This window comes from Comamonas sediminis, assembly GCF_041107495.1.
GTDB lineage: Bacteria > Pseudomonadota > Gammaproteobacteria > Burkholderiales > Burkholderiaceae_C > Comamonas > Comamonas sediminis.
Genome location: NZ_JBGBDC010000002.1, coordinates 491,624 through 515,331 on the forward strand (window position 1 = coordinate 491,624; position 23,708 = coordinate 515,331).

The following is a 23,708-nucleotide window of genomic DNA, read 5'->3' on the forward strand; positions in this document are numbered from 1 at the left end:
CGGCTGCTCGCAGTTCTTCAGCTTTCCGTCCATGGATTTCAAGCCAAAAATGCTGTTTGCGTACCCCAAATCGAAGGTTCCCGCTATCGCTTCCGTAGCACTTGCCGCTTTGCTGGCAGGCTGTTCATCGACCGATGTGGATCCCACCGCCGGCTGGAGCCCGAACAAGATTTATTCCGAAGCCCGCGACGAGGCCTCTTCGGGCTCGTTCGACAAGGCCATTCCGCTGTATGAAAAGCTGGAAGGCCGCGCTGCCGGCACCGCGATGGCGCAGCAAGCGCAGCTGGAGAAGGCCTATTCCCAGTACAAGAGCGGCGAGAAGGCCCAGGCCATCGCCACCTTGGACCGCTTCGTCAAGCTCCACCCTGCCAGCGAAGGGGTGGACTATGCGCTCTATCTGAAGGGCCTGGTCAACTTCAACGAGAACCTGGGTCTTTTCTCCTGGGTGTCCAAGCAGGACCTGTCCGAGCGCGACCAGAAGGCCGCCAAGGATTCGTTCGAGTCCTTCCGTGAGCTGACCACGCGCTTCCCCGAGTCCAAGTACACACCCGATGCTGAAAAGCGCATGCGCTACATCGTGAACTCGCTGGCCCAGTACGAAGTGCATGTGGCCCGTTACTACTACGAGCGCGGCGCCTATGTGGCCGCGATCAACCGCGCCCAAAGCGCCATCGCCGACTACAAGGAAGTGCCCGCCCAGGAGGACGCGCTCTATATCCTGATGCTGTCCTACGAGCGCCTGAACATGGCCGACATGGCCGCTGACACCAAGCGCGTACTGGAAGCCAGCTACCCCAACACCCGCCTGCTGGCCAATGGTTTCCGCAAGGAAGACCGCCCCTGGTGGAAGATGTGGTGATGCAGCGCGCCTGATGCGCGTGTGCGTTGACAGCCAAGCGGCTGCTGCAAGATAAAAACTGCGGCAGCCGTTTTCTTATGGGCGGATAGCTTTTTCCGCCAACGCCCGCAAAAACGCAGGCAAAGCCGCGTCGTCCAGGCTGGGCAGCGGCGGCAACGCCGCCAGCAAGGCTGCGCCATAGCTGCGGCTGTGCAGGCGCTCGTCGGCGATCACCACCACACCCTCGTCGCTGGCAGAGCGGATCAGGCGCCCGACGCCCTGGCGCAGTTGCATGGCGGTCTGGGGCAGCACATAGCGCTCAAACGCATCCCGGCCCGCAGCGCGCAGCGCCTGTACCCGCGCCGCATGCAGCACATCATGGCGCGGCGGGAACGGCAGCTTGTCGATCACCAACAGCTGCAGCGCCTGGCCGGGCAGATCGACCCCTTCCCACAGGCCCAAGGTACCTACCAGCACCCGCCCGGTCTTGCTGCCGGGGGCCGTGCGCATGGTCTGCAGCAAGCGGCGCTTGGGCTGCTCGCCCTGCTGCAGCACGCTGATCGCCTGGCCCTGCAGGCCCTGGCGCAAGGCCTGGGCCAGGGCCTGCACGGCAGCCGTCGATGTGCACAGCACCATGCAGCGCCCGCCCAGCGTCTTGAGGTGTGGCAGCAGCCATTGCGCCAGCGCCTGCGCGCGCTCGGTGGCCGGTGCATCCGTGCCGGGCAGGCCCTGGGGCACCACCAGCCGGGCCTGCTGCGCCCAGTCAAAATGGCTGCGCAAACGCAGGCTCGCGAGCAAGGGCGCATCGCCGGCCTGGCTGCTGTCACTGCGCAAGCCCAGGCCCTGCGCAAACCAGGTCAGCGCATCGTCATCGCCCAACGTGGCCGAGGTGAACAGCCAGCGCTGCACCCCCTGGCCCAGCCAGCTGCTGGCCTGCACCTGGGGGCTCAGCGCCTGCAGCGCCTGCCACAGCCACAGCGGCGATTCCCGGAAGCCCTGGCGCCAGGCATAGCGTCCGTAGGTCTGCAGGTCGCCGGCAGGGCCGTCGCGTACCACAGCGGGCGAATCCCACCAGCGCACCAGATCCTTGGCGGCCCCCTGGGCCCACTGGCGCAAGGCCTGCAGCATCCCATCACCCTGGCCGGCCAGCTGGGCCACCACGGCCGCACTGCCGGCCACACCTTGCAACGCAGCGACCAGGGCCGACAGCGCGTTGTGCAAATGGATGAGCGCCTGGCGGCTGGTGACGCGGGCCGCCGCATCCGCGGGCGCCTCTGCCGGCCCCAGTGCCTGCCGCTCGGCATCCATCCACTGCGCCATGGCCTGCTGCACCTGCTGCTGCAGCGCCTGCCACGGCGCAAAGCCGCGCGCATGCACGCGGGTTTCGCGCTCCACCGTCTGGAGGTAGTCGCGCATATCCCCCACATTCAGGCCCTTGGCGAGCACTTTCAGGCCAATGGCCTGCAGCTGGTGGGCCTCGTCCATCACCATGGTCTGCGCCAGTGGCACAAAGCCATGGCCCACCCCCAGCATCTGGCGGTGGCGCAGTTCGCTGAAAAACAGATGGTGGTTGATCACCAGGATGTCGGCCTGCGCGGCGCGGGCGCGGGCCTGGTTGGAGAAACAGCGCTCGAAGTGGCCGCAACGCTGGCCCATGCATTCGTCATGGCTGGCCGTGATATGCGGCACCAGGTGGGGCAGATGGCTGATGTCGTCCAGCTCGGACAGGTCACCGCCCTGGGTGCTTTGCGCCCAGCGCTTCACCTGGGCCAGCGCGCCGGCATGCTGGCCTTGCAGCTTGCTGCGCGCCTGCTCCAGGCCATGCAGGCAGACATAGTTCTCCCGCCCCTTGAGCACTGCGACCTTGCGCTGCTGGCCCTGGTGCGCCAGCAGCGCCGGAATGTCGCGCTCCACCAGCTGGTCCTGCAGCGCCCGGGTTGCCGTGCTGACCACAAAGCGCTCCTGGCGCGCCAAGGCCGCTATCAGATAGGCATAGGTCTTGCCCGTGCCCGTGGGCGCCTCGATCGCCACCCGCTGGCCCTGGCCCCAGGCCGCCTCAATGGCCGCAATCATCTGCTCCTGCTGCGGGCGCAGGCGCAGCGGGGCATCACTGGCAAAGGCGGCGGACAAGGGCATCGATGGATCGGTTTCGCGGGCATGGCAGTCTAGCGCGTTCGGCAGCCATCGCTGCCCGGCGGCCTGCAACGCCCCAGGCGTTGGTATACAAACATCGGTTGGCAGCGTAATCCCGCCCGCTTTGGCGGCCCCCCGGGCAATCTGTTCTATGATTCCCCTTCCCTTCAACGAGCTTGCATACGGCATACCCCTCCTCGCGCATGAGCCATAGCTACCGTCTCTCTGCCGCCACCGGCCTGCACAAAGGCGACCGGCCCTACCAGCAGGACCAGGTCATCATGCTCGCCCACCCGCGCGCCAAGGGTTGTGTACTGGCGGTGGTGGCCGATGGCATGGGTGGCCGCAGCGGCGGGCGTGCCGCGTCGGACCAGGTCATGCTGACGGCCAAGCAGGTGTTCGAGCGCTACTCGCCAGAGACGGACAGCGCCGAAGAAATGCTGGGCAACCTGGTGCGCGAGGCCCATTTGCTGATCCGCCTGGTGGCGATTGCCGCCGAGCAGGAGCCCCATAGCACGATTGCCGCCTTTCTGATCCTGCCCAACAGCGCCTGCGCCTGGGTACATTCCGGTGATTCGCGCATCTACCACTTCCGTGATGGACAGCTGCTCTACCAGACCAGCGACCACTCCTATGTGCAGACCCTGGTCGACCAAGGGCAGCTGACGCTCGAAGAAGCGCGCTACCACCCGCAATCGAATATCTTGTTGCACTGCCTGGGCACTGCCGAAGACCCGCCACTGATCCACCACCGCATTCCGATGCTCAAGCAAGGCGATGTGCTGCTGGCCTGCAGTGACGGCATCTGGCATTATTTCTCGCCCGACGAGCTCTCCTCCATCACGCGCCTGCTCTCGCCCCGTGAGGCCAGCCAGTTCCTGATCGAGCGCGCCCGCATGCGCGCCTCGGGCTCGGGCGACAATATGTCGCTGGCCATTGTCAAGGTCGAGCCCCTGCCGGCAGAAACGTCCCAGGCCGTCGTGCCCGGCAGCAAACGCGCCAAGGCCAAACCACCAGTGCGCAGCTGAAGCGCCGAGCTGGATACACCGCTTAAAAGCAAAAGCCTCGCAGCGGTGACCTGCGAGGCTTTTTGCTGGGGCGTGCTGGGCTTAGAAGCCGGGCATCACTGAACCCTTGAACTGGGTGTCGACAAACTTGCGGATCTCTTCGCTGTGGTAGGCCTTGACCAGCTTGGCCACCCAGGGCTGGTTCTTGTCGGCTTCGCGGATCACCAGAATGTTGACATACGGGTTCTTGGCGCTCTCGAGGACGATCGCATCGGACTTGGGGTTCAAACCCGCCGAGATCGCGAAATTGGTGTTGATCGCAGCAGCATCCAGGTCGTCCAGCGAGCGCGGCAGCTGGGCGGCGTCCAGCTCGACAAAGCGCAGCTTCTTGGGGTTCTCGATCACATCCAGCGGCGTGGCCTTCAAGCCAGCGCTTTCCTTGAGCTTGATCAGACCATTGGCCTGCAGCAGCAGCAGCACGCGGCCGCCATTGGTCGGGTCATTAGGCAGACCGAAACGCGCGCCCTCTTTGAGCTCGTCGATCTTCTTGATCTTCTTGGAGTAGATGCCGATCGGGAAATTGACCGTATCGGCCGCCGCGACAAACTTGTAACCACGGTCCTTGATCTGGGCATCCAGATAAGGCTTGTGCTGGTAGCTGTTGGCATCGAGCTCGCCGGACTGCAGCGCGGCGTTGGGCTGGATATAGTCGCTGAACTCGATGACCTTGATCTTCAGGCCGTCTTTTTCGGCAATCTTCTTGACCTGCTCCATGATCTGGCCGTGGGGGCCGGCGGTCACGCCGATCTTGATTTCCTTGTCTTGTGCGACTGCGGCGCCAGAAACACCGACGGCCAAAGCCAGGGCCAGCACGGATTGCAGCAATGTACGTTTTTGCACGGGAGCGATACCTTTCAAATGCGATACCGAAATGTACGCCCGATTTTGCAACGCAACAAAGAACTTTTTGCCATTTGCTTACAACCTGCCCACCGCTGCCAAACCGCTGTCACTCCGGCCGCAGCGCGACATTGTTGAGCTTGTCCAGGCGCTCGGGCCAGTTGCCATTCCTGGCGTGCTGCTGCAGGATGCGGGTCCAGGCGACCCAGGCATCCCATTGCACGCGCTTGTCCCAGGCATTGCCCCATTGGCTGAAGCACTGCAGCGCGCTGTCGGCAGCGGCCAGCGCATCGGCATCACGCCCGGCGCTGAGGTAAAGCTGGGCCAGCACCATCTGCGGCTCGCCCACCCAGGGATTGAGCTGCACCGCCTGCTCCAGCACGCCGGTGGCCACATCCAGATCGGTCAGCGGCTGGTCCTGCTGGATCACCGACCAGTACAGCGACGCGGCCGCCGCATCGGCCGCCGCGCTCAGGCCCAGCGTGCAGTTGGCAAACACCGGCGGCGTGGGCAGCAGGCCCTGCAAGCCCGGGTGCTGCAAGGCCAGACCCAGGCTGGCAATCTGCGACAGCATGCGCCCGCTAGGCCGCATCGGGCCGGGCCAGAGCGAGGCCATCCAGTGCGCCTTTTGCGGGCGCTGGGGCACCTGCGGAAAGCTGGAGAAAATGTCATCCTGCCAGCTGAACCACTGCTCGATGGTGTCGGCCATGCTGACGATGATGAACGCCGCCACGGTATAGGGTTCGACGCGGCGTGGCGCGCCCTGGTGGTCCAGCAGCACGGCGCCATCGGGCTCGATGGCACCGGCCAGCACCTTCTGTACAAACTGGGCGCGCGAGAGAATACAGAACTCGTAGACCAGCTGCTCGGCCGGCTCGCCCACCAGCGCCGCGAGCTGGCTGCGCTCGCTGCTCGCATCGAACTTGACCAGGTCTACAAAGGCGTTGCCATAGACGCTGTGCAGCAGGCCCAGCAGTTTGACATCCTCGGGCTGCTGCCACAGCTGCAGCGTGCGCGTCACCCCCAGCAGATGGTGGCGAAAGGTGCCGGCCTTGTGCCAGTCCTGACCGACATCACGGGCCAGCACCACCGGCAAGGCGCGCGCCAGCGCCGGGTGGGCATGGATCCAGTTCTCGTCGAGCAAGGGCTTGGCCCGCAGCCATTGCGCCGGGTCCAGCGCCTGCAGCGGCAAGGCATGTGCGGTGGCAGTGGGCAAGGCGGCATTCATGGCGGTCTCCAAAGCGTGGGCAATGCTGCATTGTAGGCAGAGCCCACAGCGTGCAACGCCCTTGGGCGACAGCCGCCGCTGCCGATGAAAAAAGCCCATGCGCAGTGCACATGGGCTGGGGCCACCGTTTGGAGCAGCGGATTACTTGTGGCTCAGGCGGCGCACCGCCCAGTCACCCAGGCTTTGCACCAGCTGCACAAAGACGATCAGGATGACGACCACAGCCAGCATGATGTCCGGCAGGAAGCGCTGGTAACCATAGCGGATACCCAGGTCGCCCAGGCCGCCACCGCCAATGGCCCCGGCCATCGCCGAGTAGCCGGTCAGCGAGACAAAGCTGATCGTCAGGCCTGCGACGATGCCGGGCAGCGCCTCGGGCAGCAGCACCTTCCAGACGATTTGCCAGGAGGTCGCACCCATGGCTTGCGCGGCTTCGACCAGGCCATGGTCCACTTCACGCAGCGAGGTCTCCACCAGGCGGGCGATGAAAGGTGCTGCGGCCAGGGTCAGCGGCACAATGGCTGCGGCCGTGCCGATGGACGAGCCGGTGATGAAGCGGGTGAACGGGATGATCGCCACCAGCAAGATGATGAAGGGCGTGGAGCGCACGGCATTCACAAGCCAGCCGACGATCTTATTGGCGGCGCCGTTTTGCAGGATGCCGCCATGGTCCGTCAGGCGCAGGAACACACCCAGCGGAATGCCGATCAGCGCGCCGGCCACGCCGGATATGCCGACCATGATCAGCGTTTCCCACAACGAGGTGGCAAACAGCTGCAGCATCATTTCAGAAAAATTCTCAAACATCGATGACCTCTTTGCGGGTGTTAGGCGGCCGAGGCCTCGGTATTGACTTCCTGCACCATCACGCCCGAGGCGCGCAGCGCTTCCACTGCGGCGTTGAGCTGGGCCAGATCGCCGCTGGCGTAAACCGCCAGAAAGCCGAAGGTCTGGTCCTGGATCTCATCGACCTGGCCGTTGAGAATGCTCACATCCAGGCCAAAGTCACGGATCAGGCGCGAGAGAATGGGCTGGTAGGCCAGGTTGCCGGCATAGGACAGGCGCAGCAGCTTGCCCTGGCCGCTGGACAGCGCGCCATTGAGGCTGCGCACCCGGTCGATGACGCTGGCGGGCAGCTCCTGGGGCACGATCTCGTCGATCAGGCTCTTGGTGATGGGTTGCTGTGGGCGGGTGAAGACGTCGATGACTGAGCCCATCTCCACCACCTTGCCCGCCTCCATCACCGCCACGCGGTCGGCGATCTGCTTGACCACCTGCATCTGGTGCGTGATCAGCACCACGGTCAGGCCCATGTCCTTGTTGATCTGCTTGAGCAGGGCCAGCACCGAGCGGGTGGTTTCCGGGTCGAGCGCCGAGGTGGCCTCATCGCTCAGCAACACCTTGGGCTCGCTGGTCAAAGCGCGTGCAATACCCACGCGCTGCTTCTGGCCGCCAGACAACTGCGCGGGGTAGCGGTCGCTCAGCGCCGCCAGGCCCACCAGGTCCAGCAACGGGTCCACGCGCTTTTTGATCGCGGCCTTGCCCATGCCCGCCAGCTCCAATGGCAGCGCGGCGTTGTCAAACACCGTGCGGGACGACAGCAGGTTGAAATGCTGGAACACCATGCCGATCTCACGGCGCGCGGCGCGCAGCTGCGCATCGTCCATCGCCGTCAGCTCCTTGCCATTGACGACCACCTGGCCCGTGGTCGGGCGGTTGAGCAGGTTGATATTGCGCACCAGCGAGCTCTTGCCCGCCCCGCTGCGTCCGATGATGCCAAACACTTCACCAGCGGCAATGCTCAGATCGACACCGCGCAGTGCTTGGACCGGACCATTCTTGCCCGGATAGGTTTGGGTGATACCCCGTAGTTCAATCATTGGAATAAAGAAAGCGCCCTGCAGCTTGAAGCGGGCGCTTGAAAAACCGTGAATAGCCGTACTGTAAGCGATGCAACAGACAGCAGCAAAGAACGAAATTTTAGTTCTTTACAACCGCCGGTTATTTCAGCAGGTCATTTTTGATATCAAAAAGCAGATGGCTATACGCCTTTTCCGCGGGATTCGCGCAGAATGCCAGCCACGGCGTCCGCCACTGCCTCACGGATGGTCGTGTCGATCTCCAGCTGCAGCGACGATTGCAGCAACGCCGTCTGCTGCTCCACCACCTTGAGCACCGCAGCCGACAGCCGCGTATCCAGGGTCTCCTGCACACGCCGCGTCACCCGGCGGGTGATGGCGTCTTCCAGCGCCTGGGCCGTTTCGGCAGCCGATTCAACCAGTTGGCTGGCGGCATCGGTCACCCCGGCGCCTTCGGCCCCTTGCGAGCTTTGCACATGGCCGGGTGCCGCCAGGCCCGCGCTGTCATCCACCACCGCCCCGGCCCCGGCCAGCAGCGCGGTGAACGGCGCTGGCGCCAAGGCTGGCACCAGGTCATGCGTGTCTGCACGCTCGCCTTGCACGGGTTCAGGCGCTGCCCAGGCCTGCGCGCCACTGCCCAGCGGCAGCGCCGCATCGGTCTGTTGCGCCCAGCCGCTGTAGGTCGGCAGATCGGCAATATCGTCAGCAGGCACCGGCGCTGCCCATGCGCCAGAGGCCGGTGCATCGGTATCGCGGCGCCTGCGCAACACGTCGACACTGGACGGTGTGCTGTCAGCCGCTGCGGCAGCGGCAGCGGCTGGCCCAGCGGGCACCCCCTGGGCCAGCGCGTCGGCCGCGTCCTGTGCGGCTTCCTCGGTCAGCGTGGGCACAAACTTCGGGGGAATGCGGGACTCGGTCATGGCTCAGTCCTCCGTCTTCATCACCAGATCGCGGCGCTCGATGTCGTACCCCATGGCCGCATAGGCGCGCCAGCGCGCCCGGGCCTGCTGCCGGTCCTGCTCATCGTCGGCGCTGACCACTTCGATCACCCGCTCGAAGCGGGTCACGTCGGCAGGCATCTGCGTGCCCAGGTTGAGCAGCACCCTGGTGTGCGGCAGGCTGCCCGCCAGATCGCTGACCAGCACCGTCGGCGAGCGCTGCAGCACATCCATCTCCGCGTCTCCCCGGCAGTGGGCCAGAAACTGGCTGGCACCGCCAAAGGACCACAGGGCCTCATCGAGCTGGGCTACCATGGCCGGCTCACCAAGGACCACCAGCGGAATGTCCATGCGCTGGAGCTTGCGCGCCAGCTTGCAGGCATAGGCCAGCTTGCTGGGCGCGTTGAAGTGAAACGCTACCGTCGTCGAGGTCGTCATAAGGCAGGCTGTGCTTACTGGGCGTCCGCCTTGTCAGCGCCGTCGATATTGACCGCCGCCTTGCCCGGCTTGTCCAGCACCACAGGCTTGTCTGTCTTGCTGGCCTTGGCAGGCTTGACGGTCTTGGCTTGCTCGGCAGGCGCTGCGCTCTGGGCGCTGCTCAGCAGGTACTGCAGCAGCAAGCCCACGGGGCGGCCCGTGGCGCCCTTCTTGGCGCCGCCGCGCCAGGCGGTGCCGGCAATGTCCAGATGCGCCCAGGCCATGGTGCCGACAAAGCGCTGCAGGAACTTGGCGGCCGTGATGGCCCCCGCCGGGCGGCCACCCACATTGGCCACATCGGCAAAGTTGGTCTTCAGGCCTTCGGCATATTCGTCATCCAGCGGCATGCGCCAGCAGTGGTCCTGCGCCTGGTCGCCGGCAGTCTGCAGCGCCTGGGCCAGTGCGTCGTTGTTCGAAAACAGGCCACTGCGCTGCGCACCCAGCGCGATCACGCAGGCTCCAGTCAAGGTGGCGATATCGACCACGGCGCTGGGCGAGAAGCGCTCGGCATACGTCAGCGCGTCGCAGAGCACGAGGCGGCCTTCGGCATCGGTGTTCAGGATCTCGATGGTCTGGCCGCTCATGCTGGTGACCACATCACCGGGCTTGACCGCCGCGCCATCAGGCATGTTCTCGCAGGCGGGAATCAGGCCGACCACATTGATCTCGGGCTTCAACTCGGCCAGCGCACGGAAGGTGCCCAGCACGCTGGCGGCGCCGCCCATGTCGTACTTCATCTCGTCCATGTCGCCCGCAGGCTTGATCGAGATGCCGCCGGTATCAAAGGTGATGCCCTTGCCGACCAGCACCACCGGCTGGCTGTCCTTGCTGGCGCCGTGGTAGTGCAGCTCGATGAAGCGCAGCGGCTCCTTGGAGCCCTGGGCCACGGCCATGAATGAGCCCATGCCCAGTTTGGCCACGTCCTCAGGCTTGTGGATCTTGCACTTGATGCGTTTGTGATCAGCAGCCAGCGACTCAGCGGCCTCGGCCAGCAGCTTGGGGGTCGCGTAGTTGGCGGGGCGGTTCGCCCATTCGCGGGCAAAGGCCACGCCTTGCGCGGTGGCATTGGCCACTTCAAACGCCTGGCCCAGCGCCGGAGCATTGGGCGCGCCCAGCACCACGGACTGGAGTCCCACCGCCTTGGCCGACGGCTTGGTGGTGCGGTAAAGATAGGTGCTGTCGGCCAGACATTGCACGAGCGCGTGCAAAGCGGCGTCGGCCAACGGCTGGGCACTGACCACGGCAGCGCGCCCGATGCCCTCGCGCGTCAGCGGGCCGGAAACGGCCGCCAGCGCCTGGCGCACGGCCTGGGGCGAACCGTCGCCCACGCCCAACAGCAACAAATGGCGGGCTTCAATGGCGGGCACCGCATACATGGCCAGCAACTTGCCGGTTTTTGCCTCAAAATCACCATTTTTCTGCGCGTGCGCAATCAGGGTGGACAATGCATCACTGGTTTTGGGCTGCTTGTCGGCTACCAGCACGATCAGCAGATCGCCGGACTGCAATGCGGCCGAAGCCAAATCCAGAGTTTTGAGTTCAAAGTTCATAATCGGTGCTTTCCTTCTCGCCAATGTTATTCGATTCCTCGATCCGTAAAGAGCTATCCCGCAGCTTTGGCGCCACCTTGGTGGTGCTCGTGACTGTGGTGATGACGATGATGCTCATCAAAGTGCTGGGCCAGGCCTCGCGCGGCAGCGTCAACCCTTCCGATGTGTTGCTGGTGATGGGTTATACCGTGCTGGGCCAGCTGCCGACCATCTTGAGCCTCTGCCTGTTCATCGCCGTGGTGGCGACCTTATCGCGCATGTACCGCGACAGCGAAATGGCCGTGTGGTTCAGCAGTGGGCAAAGCCTGGTCAGCTTTCTGCGTCCGCTGATGCGCTTTTCCTGGCCGATCATGGTGGTCATCGCCGTGCTGGCCCTGCTGGTATGGCCCTGGGCCAACCAGCAGATTGTGCAGCTTCGCGCCCAGTATGAACAGCGCGGCGACGTCGACCGCATCGCGCCCGGGGAATTTCAGGAATCGTCCGACGGCTCGCGTGTGTTCTTCATCGACCGCGACCGCAACTCGGACCTCGAAGCGAGCAATGTCTTCATCGTGACCAACGAGGAGAAGAAGGACACCGTCACCACCGCCAAGAGCGCACACCTGGAAGTGCAGGAGAATGCGCGCGTCGCCGTGCTCAATGATGGCCAGCGCGTCGAGAAGACCAAGGACAACCCCGGGCTGAAGGTCAGTGACTTCAAGGAATACGGTACCCGCATCGGCAGTGCTGCCACGATCGACCCCAATGACATGGGCGCCGTCAAGAACATCCCCACCCGCCAGCTGATGGCCAGTGAGGAGCCCCGCCTGCTGGGCGAGCTGGGCTACCGCCTGGGTCTGGCGATTGCCGCGATCAACTTTGTCGTGCTGGGCCTGGCCATGGCCAGCGTCAACCCGCGGGCGGGCCGCAGCAGCAGCCTGGTGTTTGCGCTGTTTGCCTTCATCGTCTATTACAACCTCATGACCTTTGCCCAGAACTGGGTGTCTTCGGGCAAAGCCTCGCTGCCGCTCTCATTCGTTCTTATCCACGGCTTGACAGCCCTGCTCGCCTGGACCTTGCTGCTCAGCCGCAACCAGCAGTTCTCGCTCCTGCAATGGGTACGCCGCAAGGGGAGCCGCGCATGAAGACCTTCCGCAAAATGATCTACCGGGACATCGCCGTGACCGTCGGCTTTGTCACCCTCGCGTTCCTGGCGCTGTTCTTTTTCTTCGACCTCGTCGACGAGTTCCGCTGGATCGGCACCGGCACCTATGAGCTCAAGGATGCGCTGTTGAGCGTGGCGCTCAACATCCCCAACCACATCTACGAGCTGCTGCCGATCACGGTGCTGATCGGCACGATCTTTGTGATGGCGCGCATGGCGCAGACCTCGGAGTTCACCATCCTGCGCACCAGCGGCCTGGGCCCCTGGCAGGCACTGGGCAGCCTGCTGAGCATTGGCCTGGCTTTCGTCGTGCTGACCTTTGCGATCGGCGACTATGTGGCGCCCGCCGGCGAGCAGGCGAGCCAGCTGGTGCGTGCCCAGCGCTTTGGCCAGCTGAGCACCGGCCGCACCGGCGCCTGGCTGCGCGAGAAGCGCGAGGACGGCATGGCCGCCATCAATGTGCGCGCCATCTCGCCCGAAGGCGATCTGCAGCGTGTGCGGGTCTACAGCTTCGATGACCAGGGCCGCATCCAGATGCAGCTGACCGCTGCCGGTGGCAAGTTTGGCAATGGCGTCTGGCAGTTGCACCACATCCAGGAGCAGCGTTACTACCTGGGCGACCAGCGCCAGGCGCGTGTCGAAGTCAAGAACCTGGAGACGATGGACTGGCCGACGTCGGTGACCAGCAGCATGGTGGCCGCCGCCGTGCTCAAGCCCGACCAGATGAGTACCTACGACCTTTTCCTCTACGTCAGCCACCTGCAGGCCAACGGCCAAAGTGCGCAACGCTACGAGATCGAGCTGTGGCGCAAGGTGTTCTACCCCATCAGCTGCCTGGTGATGGTCGTGCTCGCCCTGCCCTTTGCCTACCTGCACTTCCGCTCGGGCGGCATCACCGGCTATGTGTTTGGCGGCGTGATGGCCGGCATCAGCTTCTTCCTGCTGAACAACGTGTTCGGCTTTGCCGGCAACCTGCAGAACTGGCACCCGATGCTGACTGCTGCTGCGCCGGGGCTGATCTACTCGCTGCTGTCACTGGGCGCCTTCAGCTGGCTGGTGCTGCGAAGGTAGCGGGGCTTGGGAACCCTCTGCAAACTCCCTGCGTCGGGCGAGGGTTCTGCAGAGGTTTTCCAGCCCCGCGATCATGCCCCAGGGCGGAGTCCCCGTTCTGAAGAGCAAAGCCCTGCAGCATCGCTACTGCAGGGCTTTGCTAATTCTTGGCAATTACTCAAACTTCCGCTCAGGCATCGTCACGCGGCAGCGACAGCGCCGCTGCCATCTCGCGCATCAGATCGGTCTGGGAGATGATGCCCACCAGCTTGCCCTGCTGGGTGACGACCGGCACATGGTGCAGCTTGGCGCGCGAGAAGACCGCAATCAGGTCCACTATGCGGTCGTAGCTGCCTACCTGGGAGACCTCGGCCGTCATCAGGTCGGCCACCAGCTGGCCAGCGTCTTTCTTGCGCAGTACCCAGTGCTTGAGCTTGCTGCTGAGCGCGGCCGGGGTGGCGGTCAGCGCATGGTTGAGCAGATCGGTGGCGGTGATGATACCTACCACCCGCTGCGCAGCATCGACCACCGGCAACGCCTTGACCCGGTGCTGTTGCATCAGCGACCAGGCATCCTTGATGCTGCTCTCCGGCCGCGTCGCATGCACCGGATGGGACATCACATCCTCGCAGCGCACATTGCCCAGGGTGCGCTTGAAGGCCGCCTGGCTAGCGCCCTGCAGCAGCGCTTCCAGATCGGCCCGGCTCACATCCAGCACGCCGTTGAACCGCGCCAGTGCTTCATCCAGATCGCCGCCCTCGATGTGTGCGCTGGACGCGCGCGATGGCTGCACTGCCTGCGGCTTCTGGCTGTGCTGGGGCGCGGGGTAGCGCTTGCCGGTCATCCGGTTGTAGGCGGTGGCCAGCAGCACCAGAACGACCAGGTTCAGCGCCACCGGGTTGAGCAGGATCGACACATCGTGCCAGCCCTGGATGGCCATCCACATGGCCAGCGCAGCGCCCGGCGGGTGCAGGCAACGCAGCACCACCATCAACATGATGGCAAGACCCACCGCCACCGCCGCAGCCAGCAGCGGATCGGGAAACACCAGCACTGCGACCCACCCCGCCAGCGCCGACAGCAGCGAGCCGCCAATCACCGGCCAGGGTTGCGCCATCGGGCTGGATGGCGTGCCTATCAGCAGCAAGGCGCTGGCCCCCATCGCGGCAAACAGCCAGGGGGTGTGGTCATGCTGGCCCCAGGTCTGGCTGGCCAGACCGGTCAGCCACAGCACCACCATCGCGCCCACCACCATGCGCGCCAGCTCCAGCCCGTTGACATGCGCGGCCGATGGCAAAAAGTTGCGCCACCACAGCTGCAGCCGCGCGCGGCGGCTGGTGGTGCCCGGCGAAGATCTGGGTGGCGATGGCGGACGTGCAGAAGACATGGCGCGGCAGAGAGCGAGATGAAGGCGGGAGGTCCGCCATCATAATCAGGCCCCGGACTACAGACCCAGCCGCTGCTGTCACCCCTGCTGGCGGCATCGTCATCGCCACCAGACATTTGGCGACAAATTGTCAGCACATGACCGACAAAAGCTGCATTTCACAACGCAATTTGTCATTCGAACGACACAGTGTCGATAGAATCGGCGGTTTACTGTGACGGCCCTGACCATGCGCGATCGAATTGCTGTTTTGCCCCAATACCTGATGCCCAAGAAATGGATGACCGCGCTGGCCGGCTCATTGGCATCGGCGGAGCTGGGCGGCGCAACCACCAGCTTCATCCGCTGGTTTGTCGGCAAGTACCAGGTCAACATGGATGAGGCAGCGCAGCCCGATATTGCGCAGTACAAGAGCTTCAACGACTTCTTCACCCGGGAGTTGCGCCAAGGTGTGCGGCCGATCGCCCAGGCCGATCTGGTCTGCCCGGTCGACGGCGCCATCAGCCAGTGCGGCGCCATCGCACAGGACCAGATCTTCCAGGCCAAGGGCCACAGCTACAGCACCACGGCCTTGCTCGGCGGCGATGCACAGCTGGCCGCGCAGTTCACCAACGGCCAGTTCGCCACCATTTATCTGAGCCCCCGCGACTACCACCGCATCCATATGCCGTTGCGCGCCAAGCTGCAAAAGATGCTCTATGTCCCGGGTGATCTGTTCTCGGTGAACCCGGTCACCGCGCGTGGCGTGCCCGGCCTGTTTGCACGCAACGAGCGCGTGGTCTGCGTGTTTGAATCGCGCATCGGGCCTGTCGTCATGGTGCTGGTCGGCGCCACCATCGTGGGCAGCATGTACACGACCTGGCATGGCCAGGTGAATCCCCCGCGCTCGCGCAAGGTGCGCAGCTGGGACTATCAGACCCAGCCGATCGTGCTGGAGCAAGGCGATGAGATGGGCCGCTTTCTGCTGGGCTCGACCATCGTGCTGCTGCTGCCCGAAGGCAAGAGCACTTTCAACCCCGACTGGGCAGCGGCCAAGCCCGTGCGGCTGGGCGAGGCCATGGGTACGCTCAGCCGCTGATGCGGATCGATCTGGTCCATACCCCACCAAGCCGCCGCCCAGGCGGCTTTGCTTTTCAGCCCACCAGCGGCAGCAACTGGCGCCGGCTGCGGAACACATGCGCCTGCCCGGTCACCGGATCGGTAAAGCGCAGCTCGCGTGCCAGCAGCTGCAAGGGCCGCGAGAAATCACCCTCTGGCGGATCATTCACCTCGGGGTAGAAGGCATCGTTGCGGATCGGCAGCCCCAAGGCCGCCATGTGCACACGCAGCTGGTGGCGCTTGCCGCTGACGGGCTTGAGACCGTAGCGCGCCCAGGCGCCCTGCTGCTCCAGCAGCTCCATATGGCTGTGGCTGTTGGGCACGCCAGCCACCTCGTGCATCAGAAAAAAGCGCTGGCTCTCTTCCATGCGGCTGCGGTGCTCGCGCGGAAACACCAGGTCTGCCCGCCACGGCGCCACCGCCTCATAGGTCTTGTCCATCGCCCGGTCGCGGAACAAGGCCTGGTACTGGCCACGCGTGGCCGCATCCTTGGACAGCAGCAGCAGCCCGGCAGTATCGCGGTCGATGCGGTGCAGCGGGGAGAGATGGGCATTGCCGGTCGCATTCTTCAGCCGCACCAGCAATGAGTTCTGCACATACTTGCCGGTGGGCAGCACCGGCAGAAAATGCGGTTTGTCCACCAGCAGCAGGCGCTCGTCTTCGTACAGCACATCGGCGTCGAAAGGGATGGGCAGCTCGCGCTCCACCTTGCGCCAGTAGTACACCCGCATGCCAGGCACGAAGGCCTGCGCCGGCCCCAAGGTCCGGCGTGTTCCATCGACCACATCGCCCGCCTGCATGCGCTCGCGCCACTGCGCAGCAGTGACCAGAGGCAGGCGCTGGGCCAGAAAATCCAGCAGCAGCCCGCCGCCGCGCGAAGGCAGCACCACGCAGCTGGGGCTCACGCCCTCGCGCATCCAGGTAGTCGGGTCGGTCTGTATCGTCATCTCGGAGGCGATTGTAGTCAACCCGAGCGAGGGTGGGCGGCCTGCGCGCGCGGCAACCTGGCAGAGATCGTCCATATGCGCCCAGGGTCTTGCAGGCTGGGCACAATAGCGGCACTTCTAGGCGCCCGGGGCCGCCCTGCGCAGCCGCCTCTTTCGCAGCACTCCAAAAAATAACAGACCATGACTGCCAACGCATCGTCCGCCTCCAACCTCGCCCTCCATCCCGTCACTGCGCAAGAGCGTGTTTTCAACGGCTGGCATCTGGCCTCGCTGTGGTTCAGCCTGGGCGTGGGACTGCTGGTGATGCAGGTCGGCGCCTATCTGATGCCCGCGCTGTCCACGCAGCAGGCCCTGATGGCGATCATCGGCGGCTCGGTGGTGGGAGCGGGTCTGCTGGCCTGGGTGGGCAAGATCGGATGCGACACGGGGCTGTCGAGCGCCGCGCTGATCCACCATGTCTATGGCCGCCACTTTGCCAAGCTGCCGGTACTGCTCAATATCGTGCAGCTGCTGGGCTGGGGTGCTTTCGAGCTGGTCGTGATGCGCGAATCCACGGTGGCCATTGGCCGCCAGGCCGGCGGCATGCAGGCGGCGTACTGGCCCTGGCTGGCGACCCTGCTCTGGGGCGGGCTGCTGGTGGCGCTGATGACCGGCTCCATGGTGCGGCTGGTGCGCCAGCTGATCTCGCGCATCGCGCTGCCGCTGGTGGTGCTGTCGCTGCTGTGGCTGAGCTGGCAGTTTGTGGGCATGGCAGTGCAGCAGGGCCTGCCTGCATTGTGGAGCCGCGCCGGCGCCGGCGGCATGGGCGTGATGCCCGCACTCGACCTGGTGGTGGCCATGCCCATTTCCTGGCTGCCGCTGGTGGCCGACTATGCCCGCTACGGGCGCGATGGCCGCAGCGCCCTGGCCGGCACCTGGATCGGTTTTGGCATTGCCAATATCTGGTGCTATGCACTGGGCGTGCTGGTGGCCCTGGTGCTGCCCAGCACCGACCTGGTTGCCGCGTTGCTGCTGGCCCAGGGCGGCTTGATTGCGCTGTCGCTGGTGCTGCTCGATGAGGTGGACAATGCCTATGGCGATGCCTACTCGGGCGCAGTATCGGCCCACAGCCTGCTGCCGCGCTGGGGCGTGCACGGCTGGGGCATTGCGATGGCCGTAGCCAGCACTGCGCTGGCCGTGGTGCTGCCGATGCACAGCCTCGAGCCCTTTTTGCTGATCCTCAGCTCCATCTTTGTGCCGCTGTTTGGCGTGATTCTGGGCCGCCTGTCCTGGGGTGGCTACCAGCCTGGCAATGCGCAGGCTGCCGTGCACCTGCTGCCCCTGGCGCTGTGGCTGGGCGGCATTGCGCTCTACCACGGCCTGGCCGCCTGGGCGCCCCAAGCGGGATCGGCCTTGCCCACCCTGGCACTGACCTTTGTGCTGGCGTTTGCCACCCGCTCCAGGGCCTGAAAGCCTGGTCTGGCTAGGCAGAATCCTCGTCGAACAGCGAGGCCTCGAAGCTCGAGTTGACAAAACCGTCCGTCGACTCCAGCACGGCAGCCACCAGCTGCGCGCTCGCCTTGGCAGCACCCCGGTGCGCCTGCGCAAACTGCAGCGCTGCGCGGCGCATGCGGCTGTGGCTGGCCCTGTCGGTGGCAATGGCCACGGCCTGCTGCAGGCCCTCGTCCATGCCTGGCACGCGCAGCCCGGCACCGGCTTGCACGCTGCTGTCGGCCGCCTGCGCAAAGTTGAAGGTGTGCGGGCCCATCACCACCGGGCAGCCGCAGGCGGCCGCCTCGATCAGGTTCTGGCCGCCCAGAGGCGCAAAGCTGCCGCCCAGCATCGCCACATCGGCCAGGCCGTAGTACAGCTGCATCTCGCCCATGCTGTCGCCCAGCCACACATCGGCAGGCTGCGGCCCCTCCTGCCACTGGCTGCGTCGTGATACCTGCAAACCGGCACGCTGCAGCAGTTGCACAATCTCGTCAAAACGCTGCGGGTGGCGCGGCACCAGCAGCCATTGCACCTTCGCTGCCGCTTCCGGGCCGCTGCTGCGCAGCTGTGCCAGCGCCTGCAGCCACAGGGCCTCCTCGCCCTCCCGGCTGCTGGCCAGCATCACCACCGGCTTGCCTGCCGCCTGGTGCCAGGCCTGGCCCTGGGCCAGTTGCGCCGCATCGGGTTCGACATCGAATTTGAGGTTGCCCAGCACGGCGGTGACCTCGGCCCCTGCGGCGCGCAGGCGTGCGGCATCGGCCTCGGTCTGCGCGATCACCGAGCGCAGGCTTTGGTAGGCCGGGCGCGCCAGCCAGGCCAGGCGCTGGGCACCGCGCAGGGATTTCTCGTTGAGCCGGGCATTGGCCAGCACCAGTGGCACATGCTCGCGCTGGCAGCCAGCAGCCAGGCCCGGCCACATCTCCGTCTCCATCAGAATGCCGATCGAGGGCCGGAAATGGCGCAAAAACGCGTTCACGCTGGCGCGGTCATCCCAGGGCTGCCAGACCTGGATATCGCCAGGCAGCAGCAGCTTTCGCCCCTCCTCACGGCCGGTGGCCGTGCCGTGGGTCAGCAGCAGGCGCAATGCGGGTATCTGCAGCCGCAGCTCGCGCAGCAGGATGGCCGCAGCGCGGGTCTCGCCCAGCGATACCGCATGGATCCAGACCAGCGGCATCTCGGGCACCGCCCGGTAGCGCGGCAGATCGCCGTAATCGCCAAAACGCTGCTCCACCATCTGGGCGTAGCCGCGCTCCTGCACCGCGCGGCGCGCCAGCTTGCGCCGCACGAGCGGGCGGGCAAGCCGTGCCACCCAGCCGTAGAGCATCAGGCTCAGACCCATGGACTTGGCCGCGCTTCAGTGCGAGGCGCTGCCGACCACGGCATCGGGCTTGACCTTGAGCAGCAGCGCTTTCATCTCGTTCTGGATGCGGTGCAACGCTGCCTGCGTGTGGCCTTCAAAGCGCAGCACCAGCACCGGCGTGGTGTTGCTCGCACGGATCAGGCCAAAACCATCGGGCCAGTCCACCCGCAGCCCGTCAATCGTATTGATCTGGGCGGGTTCGCTGAACACATCGGCCGCCATCTCCTGCAGCTGGGCGCTGAGCTTGTGCGGCTCGCCCTCCTGGCACTCCACATTGAGCTCGGGTGTGCTGTAGCTGCTGGGCAGCGCATGCAGCAGTGCGCAAGGATTTTGGGCCTTGCTGAGAATTTCCAGCAGGCGGCAGCCGGCGTAGGTGCCGTCGTCAAAACCGTACCAGCGTTCCTTGAAGAAGATATGGCCGCTCATCTCGCCGCCCAGCGGCGCATTGGTCTCGCGCATGCGCGCCTTGATCAGCGAATGCCCGGTCTTGTACATCACCGGTTTGCCGCCTGCGGCCTCGATCGCCGGCGCCAGGCGCTGCGAGCACTTGACGTCATAGACGATTTCGCCACCAGGCACGCGCGAGAGCACGTCCTGGGCAAACAGCATCATCTGGCGGTCCGGGTAGATGTTCTGGCCGTCCTTGGTCACGATGCCCAGGCGGTCGCCATCCCCGTCAAAGGCCAGGCCGAGCTCGGCATCGCCGGTCTGCAGTGCCTCGATCAGGTCACACAGGTTCTCGGGCTTGCTGGGGTCCGGATGGTGGTTGGGGAAGTTGCCATCCACCTCGGAGAACAGTTCGGTCACCTCGCAGCCCAGCGCGCGGAAGATGCCCGGCGCGGTGGCACCGGCAATGCCGTTGCCGCTGTCCACGACGATCTTCATCGGGCGGGCCAGCTTGATGTCGGAGACAATGCGCTCGACGTAGGCTGCCGTCACATCCTCCTCGCGCAGCTTGCCGCCGCCCTGGAAGCGCCAGCATTCCTTTTCCATGATCTGGCGCAGCTTCTGGATCTCTTCGCCATAGATGGCGCGGCCGGCCAGTACCATCTTGAAGCCGTTGTAGTCCTTGGGGTTGTGGCTGCCGGTCACCTGGATGCCGCTGTGGCACAAGGTGCTGGCGGCAAAGTACAGCATGGGCGTGGTCACACGGCCCACATCGATCACCTCGATACCGGCCTCCACCAGGCCCTGCATCAGCGCGCGGCTCAAGGCATCGCCGGACAGCCGTCCGTCACGCCCCACCGCGACGACCAGCTCGCCAGCGGCAATCGCCTGCTGGCCAAATGCGCGGCCCAGCTTCAGTGCCACGCTCTCGTTGAGCGTGCTCGGCACGACGCCGCGGATGTCATAGGCTTTGAAGATTGTCGAAGAAATCGGCACAGAACTCACCTTGTTGTTGGCGCAGAACAGGCATGAAAAACGGCCTCCTGGAGAAGCCGCGCCATCACTGCGAGACAGCTATTGTAGGCACGCTCCGGGCCAGGGCCAGCCAGTTGCCCATTTGGCGGCCAGGGCGCAGCGCCGCCAGACGCGCCACCAGGCCCGCGCACAGGCGGATGGGCCGCGCCGCTGCGGCCCTTTCACGGCCCTTTGCACGGCACGCATCAATACACCGCAAGAATGTCACCAATGGCCAGCGCGGCGCCCGCTAGCATGCAGTCTGCCCTTGCGAGAACCTATGCGCCCCAACCCTTCCTCAGCGACTGCCTCCGCCCCTGGTCATTCCCACCTGTCGGCGGCGCCCAGCGCCAGCCGCTGGCTGCCCCCTTTTGTGCTGCTGGCGGTGCTGTGGGGCGCGTCCTTTCTTTTCATGCGCCTGGGCGCCTCGCAGTTCGGGGCGGTGCCTACCGCTGGCCTGCGTGTGATTCTGGCCGCGCTGTTCCTGCTGCCCGTGATGCTGATGCGTGGCGAATGGCCTGCGCTGCGCCAGCACTGGAAGCCAGTGTTGTTCTCCGGCATCATCAATTCGGCCATTCCGTTTTCACTGTTTGCCTACGCGGTGGTCTATATGCCCACCGGCATGGCCTCGGTGCTCAATGCCTGTGCTCCGCTGTTTGGGGCCTTGGTGGCCTGGCTCTGGCTGGGTGACCGCATCACCGGCCTGCGCGTCACCGGCCTGCTGATCGGGTTCACCGGCGTGGCCCTGCTCGCGCTGCATGACAAGCCGGCCACCGCAGGCGCTGCCAGCTGGAGCGCCTATGCCGCCATCGCCGCTTGCCTGTGTGCGTCGCTGAGCTATGGCGTGGCGGCCAGCTTTGCCAAGCGCTACCTGGTGGGCGTGCCGCCACTGGCCACGGCCACCGGCAGCATGATCGGTGCCAGCCTGTGCCTGCTGGTCCCCACGGTTGCGATGTGGCCCAGCCAGACGCCGTCCTGGACCTCCTGGCTGGCCGTTGCTGCCTTGGCGCTGCTGTGCACCAGCGTGGCCTACATCCTGTATTTCCAGATCATCCAGACCGCCGGGCCCAGCCGCGCGATTGCGGTCACCTTTCTGGCGCCGGTATTTGCGCTGGTCTATGGCAACTGGTTTCTGGCGGAGCCCATCACCGCCTGGATGCTGGGCTGCGGCGCCGTGGTGATTGGCGGCACCATGCTGTCTACGGGGCTGATTGGCCTCAAACAGCGCTGAGATCAGGCTTTCTTGTGCTCGTGCTTGCAGTCGGCGCAGAGGCCCTGCAGGCGCAACTCGGTCTGCTCCGGTGCCAGCCCCTGCTCCTGCAGCACCTGCAGGTACTGCGCCATCGCCTGGTTGACCTGCGCCGTGGCCGCGTCGCCGGCTTGCTCGGCCAGACTTTGTACCGAATGGCAGTCGGTGCATTCATAGCGCACCTGCAGCGGCTCCGGCGCGTCCGCACGCAGCGCATAGCGCGTCAGCCGCTCGGCATCGACGCTTTTGACCAGCTTGCCGGCAGCGGCCAGGCGATCGAGCAAGCGGTAGCTGGTGACCCGGTTGACCTCGACGCCCATCTTCTGCAGCCGCGCCTGCACCTCAGCCACGGACCATTGCACGCCCGGCTGGCCACCGACCAGGGCCAGCAAAGCCTTGGTAGCGCGCGTGGCACGCATGCCGGGCGGCAGGGACTGCACGCTGAGAGCGGCAGTGGCAGGGGATGGGGTACGGGCGGACATCGGTGGCGGGGCGGAATGGCTTTGATGCAATTGTGTTGCATTATGCCCATCGCCCGCGCCCGGCACCCACGCAGTGCTACTTCAACCAGTCTGCAAAACGGGTTTCCAGCTTGTCGACCTTGGGCGCCACCACATAGGTGCAATAGGGTTGGCGTGGGTTGTTGTCGAAATAGTCCTGGTGGTACGCCTCGGCATTCCAGAAGTGCTGCAGCGGCTCCACCTCGGTGACCACCGGCGCACCCATCTGGCCGGAGGCATTGAGCTTGTCGACGAAGGCCTGGGCCTGGGCCAGCTGCTCGGGCGTGGTGGTGTAGATGCCGCTGCGGTACTGCGGGCCCACATCATTGCCCTGGCGGTTCAATGTGGTCGGGTCATGCGTTGCAAAAAAGATGTGCAGCACCTTGTCCAGCGGCAGCACCTGCGGCTCGAAAGTGAGCTCCACACATTCGGCGTGGCCCGTGGTGCCGGTGCAGACCTGTTCGTAGCTGGGGTTGGCGATCTGGCCATTGGCATAGCCGCTGACGACCTTGACGACGCCCCGCACCCGCCCGAAAACCGCCTCGGTGCACCAAAAACAACCACCTCCGAGAACTATGGTTTCAGTCATAATTTTCCCCTTTAAATCAATGAGTTAAAGCTGCATGGAAATTTCACTACACAGCCTCTAGAATGTCACTAATACACCAAATTTCACCACAGATTTCACTATGGCTACTACCTTACCCAGAGGCATACAGCGAGTCCGCAAGCCAACAACTATCTACTAGAGAGCGAAGGTTTGCCGGAAAGATTTCAAATGCGACAAGTATTTATTTCAAATGCGACAAGTATTTTAAAGATATCAATGAAGCCAAGGCATTTCTTGCATTGACAAAAGCAAAAAAGGGGGCAAGAACTTATCTACTCTGTTGAGTCTGAAAGAAAGAAATCTCCTTAAACAACAAAAACTATCAATTTGGCTATTTTGTAGATTTGTATACACAAGACTACATCAAAAAGCCGACAACCGAACTTCAAAGAAACAAAAACAACAAGCTATCTTTTTTGAAATCAATAAAGAACAGAAGCATTATTGATAGAAACATAACACTGGAAAAGAAATTAGAGTTTGCCTTAGACCCAGATGAGCCAGTCTACAAATTTCTTAAAGGATTTGATGTTAGGGAAATTAGGGCCATTAACATAAA

At 64.5% G+C, this 23,708-nt stretch carries 21 protein-coding genes; 7 read left to right on the forward strand and 14 right to left on the reverse strand.

Going from position 1 to position 23,708, the window contains the following annotated elements; translation table 11 throughout:
• The first annotated feature begins 49 nt into the window (after positions 1-49).
• Complete coding sequence (locus AB7A72_RS06430; protein WP_239812684.1) at positions 50-859, forward strand: outer membrane protein assembly factor BamD; 810 nt, start codon at positions 50-52, stop codon at positions 857-859.
• 75 nt (positions 860-934) lie between these two features.
• Here AB7A72_RS06430 and AB7A72_RS06435 read toward each other — a convergent pair whose 3' ends face one another.
• The gene (locus AB7A72_RS06435; protein ID WP_369459362.1) at positions 935-2,974 is read right to left on the reverse strand and encodes an ATP-dependent DNA helicase; all 2,040 of its coding nucleotides are present in this window, start codon (positions 2,972-2,974) and stop codon (positions 935-937) included.
• 200 nt (positions 2,975-3,174) lie between these two features.
• Between AB7A72_RS06435 and AB7A72_RS06440 the strand changes: the two genes are divergently transcribed.
• Positions 3,175-3,999 (forward strand): PP2C family protein-serine/threonine phosphatase, encoded by an 825-nt coding sequence (locus AB7A72_RS06440; RefSeq protein ID WP_239811855.1) that lies wholly within the window; start codon positions 3,175-3,177, stop codon positions 3,997-3,999.
• Positions 4,000-4,080: 81 nt separating this feature from the next.
• On the opposite strand, the gene AB7A72_RS06445 is transcribed toward AB7A72_RS06440, so the two are convergent.
• The 7 genes from AB7A72_RS06445 to AB7A72_RS06475 all read right to left on the reverse strand — a co-directional run bounded on the left by AB7A72_RS06445 (position 4,081) and on the right by AB7A72_RS06475 (position 10,930).
• Positions 4,081-4,878 (reverse strand): MetQ/NlpA family ABC transporter substrate-binding protein, encoded by a 798-nt coding sequence (locus tag AB7A72_RS06445; protein ID WP_369459363.1) that lies wholly within the window; start codon positions 4,876-4,878, stop codon positions 4,081-4,083.
• Positions 4,879-4,987: 109 nt separating this feature from the next.
• Positions 4,988-6,106, reverse strand: coding sequence for a DUF6817 domain-containing protein (locus AB7A72_RS06450; protein ID WP_312461722.1), 1,119 nt, complete (start codon positions 6,104-6,106; stop codon positions 4,988-4,990).
• A 141-nt stretch (positions 6,107-6,247) separates the two neighbouring features.
• The gene (locus tag AB7A72_RS06455; protein ID WP_239811852.1) at positions 6,248-6,913 is read right to left on the reverse strand and encodes a methionine ABC transporter permease; all 666 of its coding nucleotides are present in this window, start codon (positions 6,911-6,913) and stop codon (positions 6,248-6,250) included.
• 20 nt (positions 6,914-6,933) lie between these two features.
• Positions 6,934-7,986 carry a methionine ABC transporter ATP-binding protein gene (locus AB7A72_RS06460; RefSeq protein ID WP_239811851.1) on the reverse strand — a complete coding sequence of 351 codons (1,053 nt, stop codon included), beginning with the start codon at positions 7,984-7,986 and terminating at the stop codon, positions 6,934-6,936.
• Between the two features lie 161 nt (positions 7,987-8,147).
• Entirely contained in the window at positions 8,148-8,885 is a 738-nt protein-coding gene (locus tag AB7A72_RS06465; protein ID WP_313329581.1) for a hypothetical protein, read from the reverse strand.
• Positions 8,886-8,888: 3 nt separating this feature from the next.
• Positions 8,889-9,341, reverse strand: a complete 453-nt coding sequence (locus tag AB7A72_RS06470) for a DNA polymerase III subunit chi (protein WP_239811849.1) — start codon at positions 9,339-9,341, stop codon at positions 8,889-8,891.
• Positions 9,342-9,355: 14 nt separating this feature from the next.
• Positions 9,356-10,930, reverse strand: coding sequence for a leucyl aminopeptidase (locus AB7A72_RS06475; RefSeq protein WP_369459364.1), 1,575 nt, complete (start codon positions 10,928-10,930; stop codon positions 9,356-9,358).
• 23 nt (positions 10,931-10,953) lie between these two features.
• Here AB7A72_RS06475 and lptF point away from each other — a divergent pair, with 23 nt between their 5' ends.
• The gene (gene lptF / locus AB7A72_RS06480) at positions 10,954-12,054 is read left to right on the forward strand and encodes an LPS export ABC transporter permease LptF (protein WP_239811847.1); all 1,101 of its coding nucleotides are present in this window, start codon (positions 10,954-10,956) and stop codon (positions 12,052-12,054) included.
• Positions 12,051-13,145 carry an LPS export ABC transporter permease LptG gene (gene lptG, locus AB7A72_RS06485; protein WP_239811846.1) on the forward strand — a complete coding sequence of 365 codons (1,095 nt, stop codon included), beginning with the start codon at positions 12,051-12,053 and terminating at the stop codon, positions 13,143-13,145. Before lptF ends, lptG begins: the two co-directional genes overlap by 4 nt.
• Before the next feature lie 169 nt (positions 13,146-13,314).
• Here lptG and AB7A72_RS06490 read toward each other — a convergent pair whose 3' ends face one another.
• A complete protein-coding gene (locus AB7A72_RS06490; RefSeq protein ID WP_369459365.1) occupies positions 13,315-14,511 on the reverse strand; it encodes an HPP family protein in 1,197 nt (398 codons plus the stop codon).
• Between the two features lie 229 nt (positions 14,512-14,740).
• Here AB7A72_RS06490 and asd point away from each other — a divergent pair, with 229 nt between their 5' ends.
• A complete protein-coding gene (gene asd / locus AB7A72_RS06495) occupies positions 14,741-15,589 on the forward strand; it encodes an archaetidylserine decarboxylase (RefSeq protein ID WP_239811844.1) in 849 nt (282 codons plus the stop codon).
• Positions 15,590-15,644: 55 nt separating this feature from the next.
• Here the strand turns inward: asd and AB7A72_RS06500 are convergent, their stop codons facing one another.
• On the reverse strand, positions 15,645-16,556 hold the full coding sequence (locus tag AB7A72_RS06500; protein WP_369459366.1) for a pseudouridine synthase: 912 nt from the start codon (positions 16,554-16,556) through the stop codon (positions 15,645-15,647).
• A gap of 180 nt (positions 16,557-16,736) precedes the next feature.
• On the opposite strand from AB7A72_RS06500, the gene AB7A72_RS06505 reads away from it, so the two are divergent.
• The gene (locus AB7A72_RS06505) at positions 16,737-18,005 is read left to right on the forward strand and encodes a purine-cytosine permease family protein (protein ID WP_369459367.1); all 1,269 of its coding nucleotides are present in this window, start codon (positions 16,737-16,739) and stop codon (positions 18,003-18,005) included.
• 13 nt (positions 18,006-18,018) lie between these two features.
• Here the strand turns inward: AB7A72_RS06505 and AB7A72_RS06510 are convergent, their stop codons facing one another.
• Positions 18,019-19,368 (reverse strand): 3-deoxy-D-manno-octulosonic acid transferase, encoded by a 1,350-nt coding sequence (locus AB7A72_RS06510; RefSeq protein WP_369459368.1) that lies wholly within the window; start codon positions 19,366-19,368, stop codon positions 18,019-18,021.
• A 15-nt stretch (positions 19,369-19,383) separates the two neighbouring features.
• Positions 19,384-20,772 carry a phosphomannomutase/phosphoglucomutase gene (locus AB7A72_RS06515; RefSeq protein ID WP_369459369.1) on the reverse strand — a complete coding sequence of 463 codons (1,389 nt, stop codon included), beginning with the start codon at positions 20,770-20,772 and terminating at the stop codon, positions 19,384-19,386.
• Between the two features lie 298 nt (positions 20,773-21,070).
• Between AB7A72_RS06515 and AB7A72_RS06520 the strand changes: the two genes are divergently transcribed.
• Positions 21,071-22,021, forward strand: coding sequence for a DMT family transporter (locus tag AB7A72_RS06520; RefSeq protein ID WP_369459370.1), 951 nt, complete (start codon positions 21,071-21,073; stop codon positions 22,019-22,021).
• A gap of 2 nt (positions 22,022-22,023) precedes the next feature.
• On the opposite strand, the gene AB7A72_RS06525 is transcribed toward AB7A72_RS06520, so the two are convergent.
• Both AB7A72_RS06525 and msrA read right to left on the reverse strand, forming a co-directional pair.
• Complete coding sequence (locus tag AB7A72_RS06525; protein ID WP_239811839.1) at positions 22,024-22,521, reverse strand: Fur family transcriptional regulator; 498 nt, start codon at positions 22,519-22,521, stop codon at positions 22,024-22,026.
• 76 nt (positions 22,522-22,597) lie between these two features.
• Positions 22,598-23,131 carry a peptide-methionine (S)-S-oxide reductase MsrA gene (msrA, locus tag AB7A72_RS06530; RefSeq protein ID WP_369459528.1) on the reverse strand — a complete coding sequence of 178 codons (534 nt, stop codon included), beginning with the start codon at positions 23,129-23,131 and terminating at the stop codon, positions 22,598-22,600.
• Positions 23,132-23,708 lie beyond the last annotated feature (577 nt).

Excerpts from the sequence above, each read along its gene's own strand:
- AB7A72_RS06430 (WP_239812684.1), top strand. The coding sequence starts at position 50 with ATGCTGTTTGCGTACCCCAAATCGAAGGTTCCCGCTATCGCTTCCGTA.
- AB7A72_RS06435 (WP_369459362.1), bottom strand. The coding sequence starts at position 2,974 with ATGCCCTTGTCCGCCGCCTTTGCCAGTGATGCCCCGCTGCGCCTGCGC.
- AB7A72_RS06440 (WP_239811855.1), top strand. The coding sequence starts at position 3,175 with ATGAGCCATAGCTACCGTCTCTCTGCCGCCACCGGCCTGCACAAAGGC.
- AB7A72_RS06450 (WP_312461722.1), bottom strand. The coding sequence starts at position 6,106 with ATGAATGCCGCCTTGCCCACTGCCACCGCACATGCCTTGCCGCTGCAG.
- AB7A72_RS06455 (WP_239811852.1), bottom strand. The coding sequence starts at position 6,913 with ATGTTTGAGAATTTTTCTGAAATGATGCTGCAGCTGTTTGCCACCTCG.
- AB7A72_RS06460 (WP_239811851.1), bottom strand. The coding sequence starts at position 7,986 with ATGATTGAACTACGGGGTATCACCCAAACCTATCCGGGCAAGAATGGT.
- AB7A72_RS06465 (WP_313329581.1), bottom strand. The coding sequence starts at position 8,885 with ATGACCGAGTCCCGCATTCCCCCGAAGTTTGTGCCCACGCTGACCGAG.
- AB7A72_RS06470 (WP_239811849.1), bottom strand. The coding sequence starts at position 9,341 with ATGACGACCTCGACGACGGTAGCGTTTCACTTCAACGCGCCCAGCAAG.
- AB7A72_RS06475 (WP_369459364.1), bottom strand. The coding sequence starts at position 10,930 with ATGAACTTTGAACTCAAAACTCTGGATTTGGCTTCGGCCGCATTGCAG.
- lptF (WP_239811847.1), top strand. The coding sequence starts at position 10,954 with ATGTTATTCGATTCCTCGATCCGTAAAGAGCTATCCCGCAGCTTTGGC.
- lptG (WP_239811846.1), top strand. The coding sequence starts at position 12,051 with ATGAAGACCTTCCGCAAAATGATCTACCGGGACATCGCCGTGACCGTC.
- AB7A72_RS06490 (WP_369459365.1), bottom strand. The coding sequence starts at position 14,511 with ATGTCTTCTGCACGTCCGCCATCGCCACCCAGATCTTCGCCGGGCACC.
- asd (WP_239811844.1), top strand. The coding sequence starts at position 14,741 with ATGCGCGATCGAATTGCTGTTTTGCCCCAATACCTGATGCCCAAGAAA.
- AB7A72_RS06500 (WP_369459366.1), bottom strand. The coding sequence starts at position 16,556 with ATGACGATACAGACCGACCCGACTACCTGGATGCGCGAGGGCGTGAGC.
- AB7A72_RS06505 (WP_369459367.1), top strand. The coding sequence starts at position 16,737 with ATGACTGCCAACGCATCGTCCGCCTCCAACCTCGCCCTCCATCCCGTC.
- AB7A72_RS06510 (WP_369459368.1), bottom strand. The coding sequence starts at position 19,368 with ATGGGTCTGAGCCTGATGCTCTACGGCTGGGTGGCACGGCTTGCCCGC.
- AB7A72_RS06520 (WP_369459370.1), top strand. The coding sequence starts at position 21,071 with ATGCGCCCCAACCCTTCCTCAGCGACTGCCTCCGCCCCTGGTCATTCC.
- AB7A72_RS06525 (WP_239811839.1), bottom strand. The coding sequence starts at position 22,521 with ATGTCCGCCCGTACCCCATCCCCTGCCACTGCCGCTCTCAGCGTGCAG.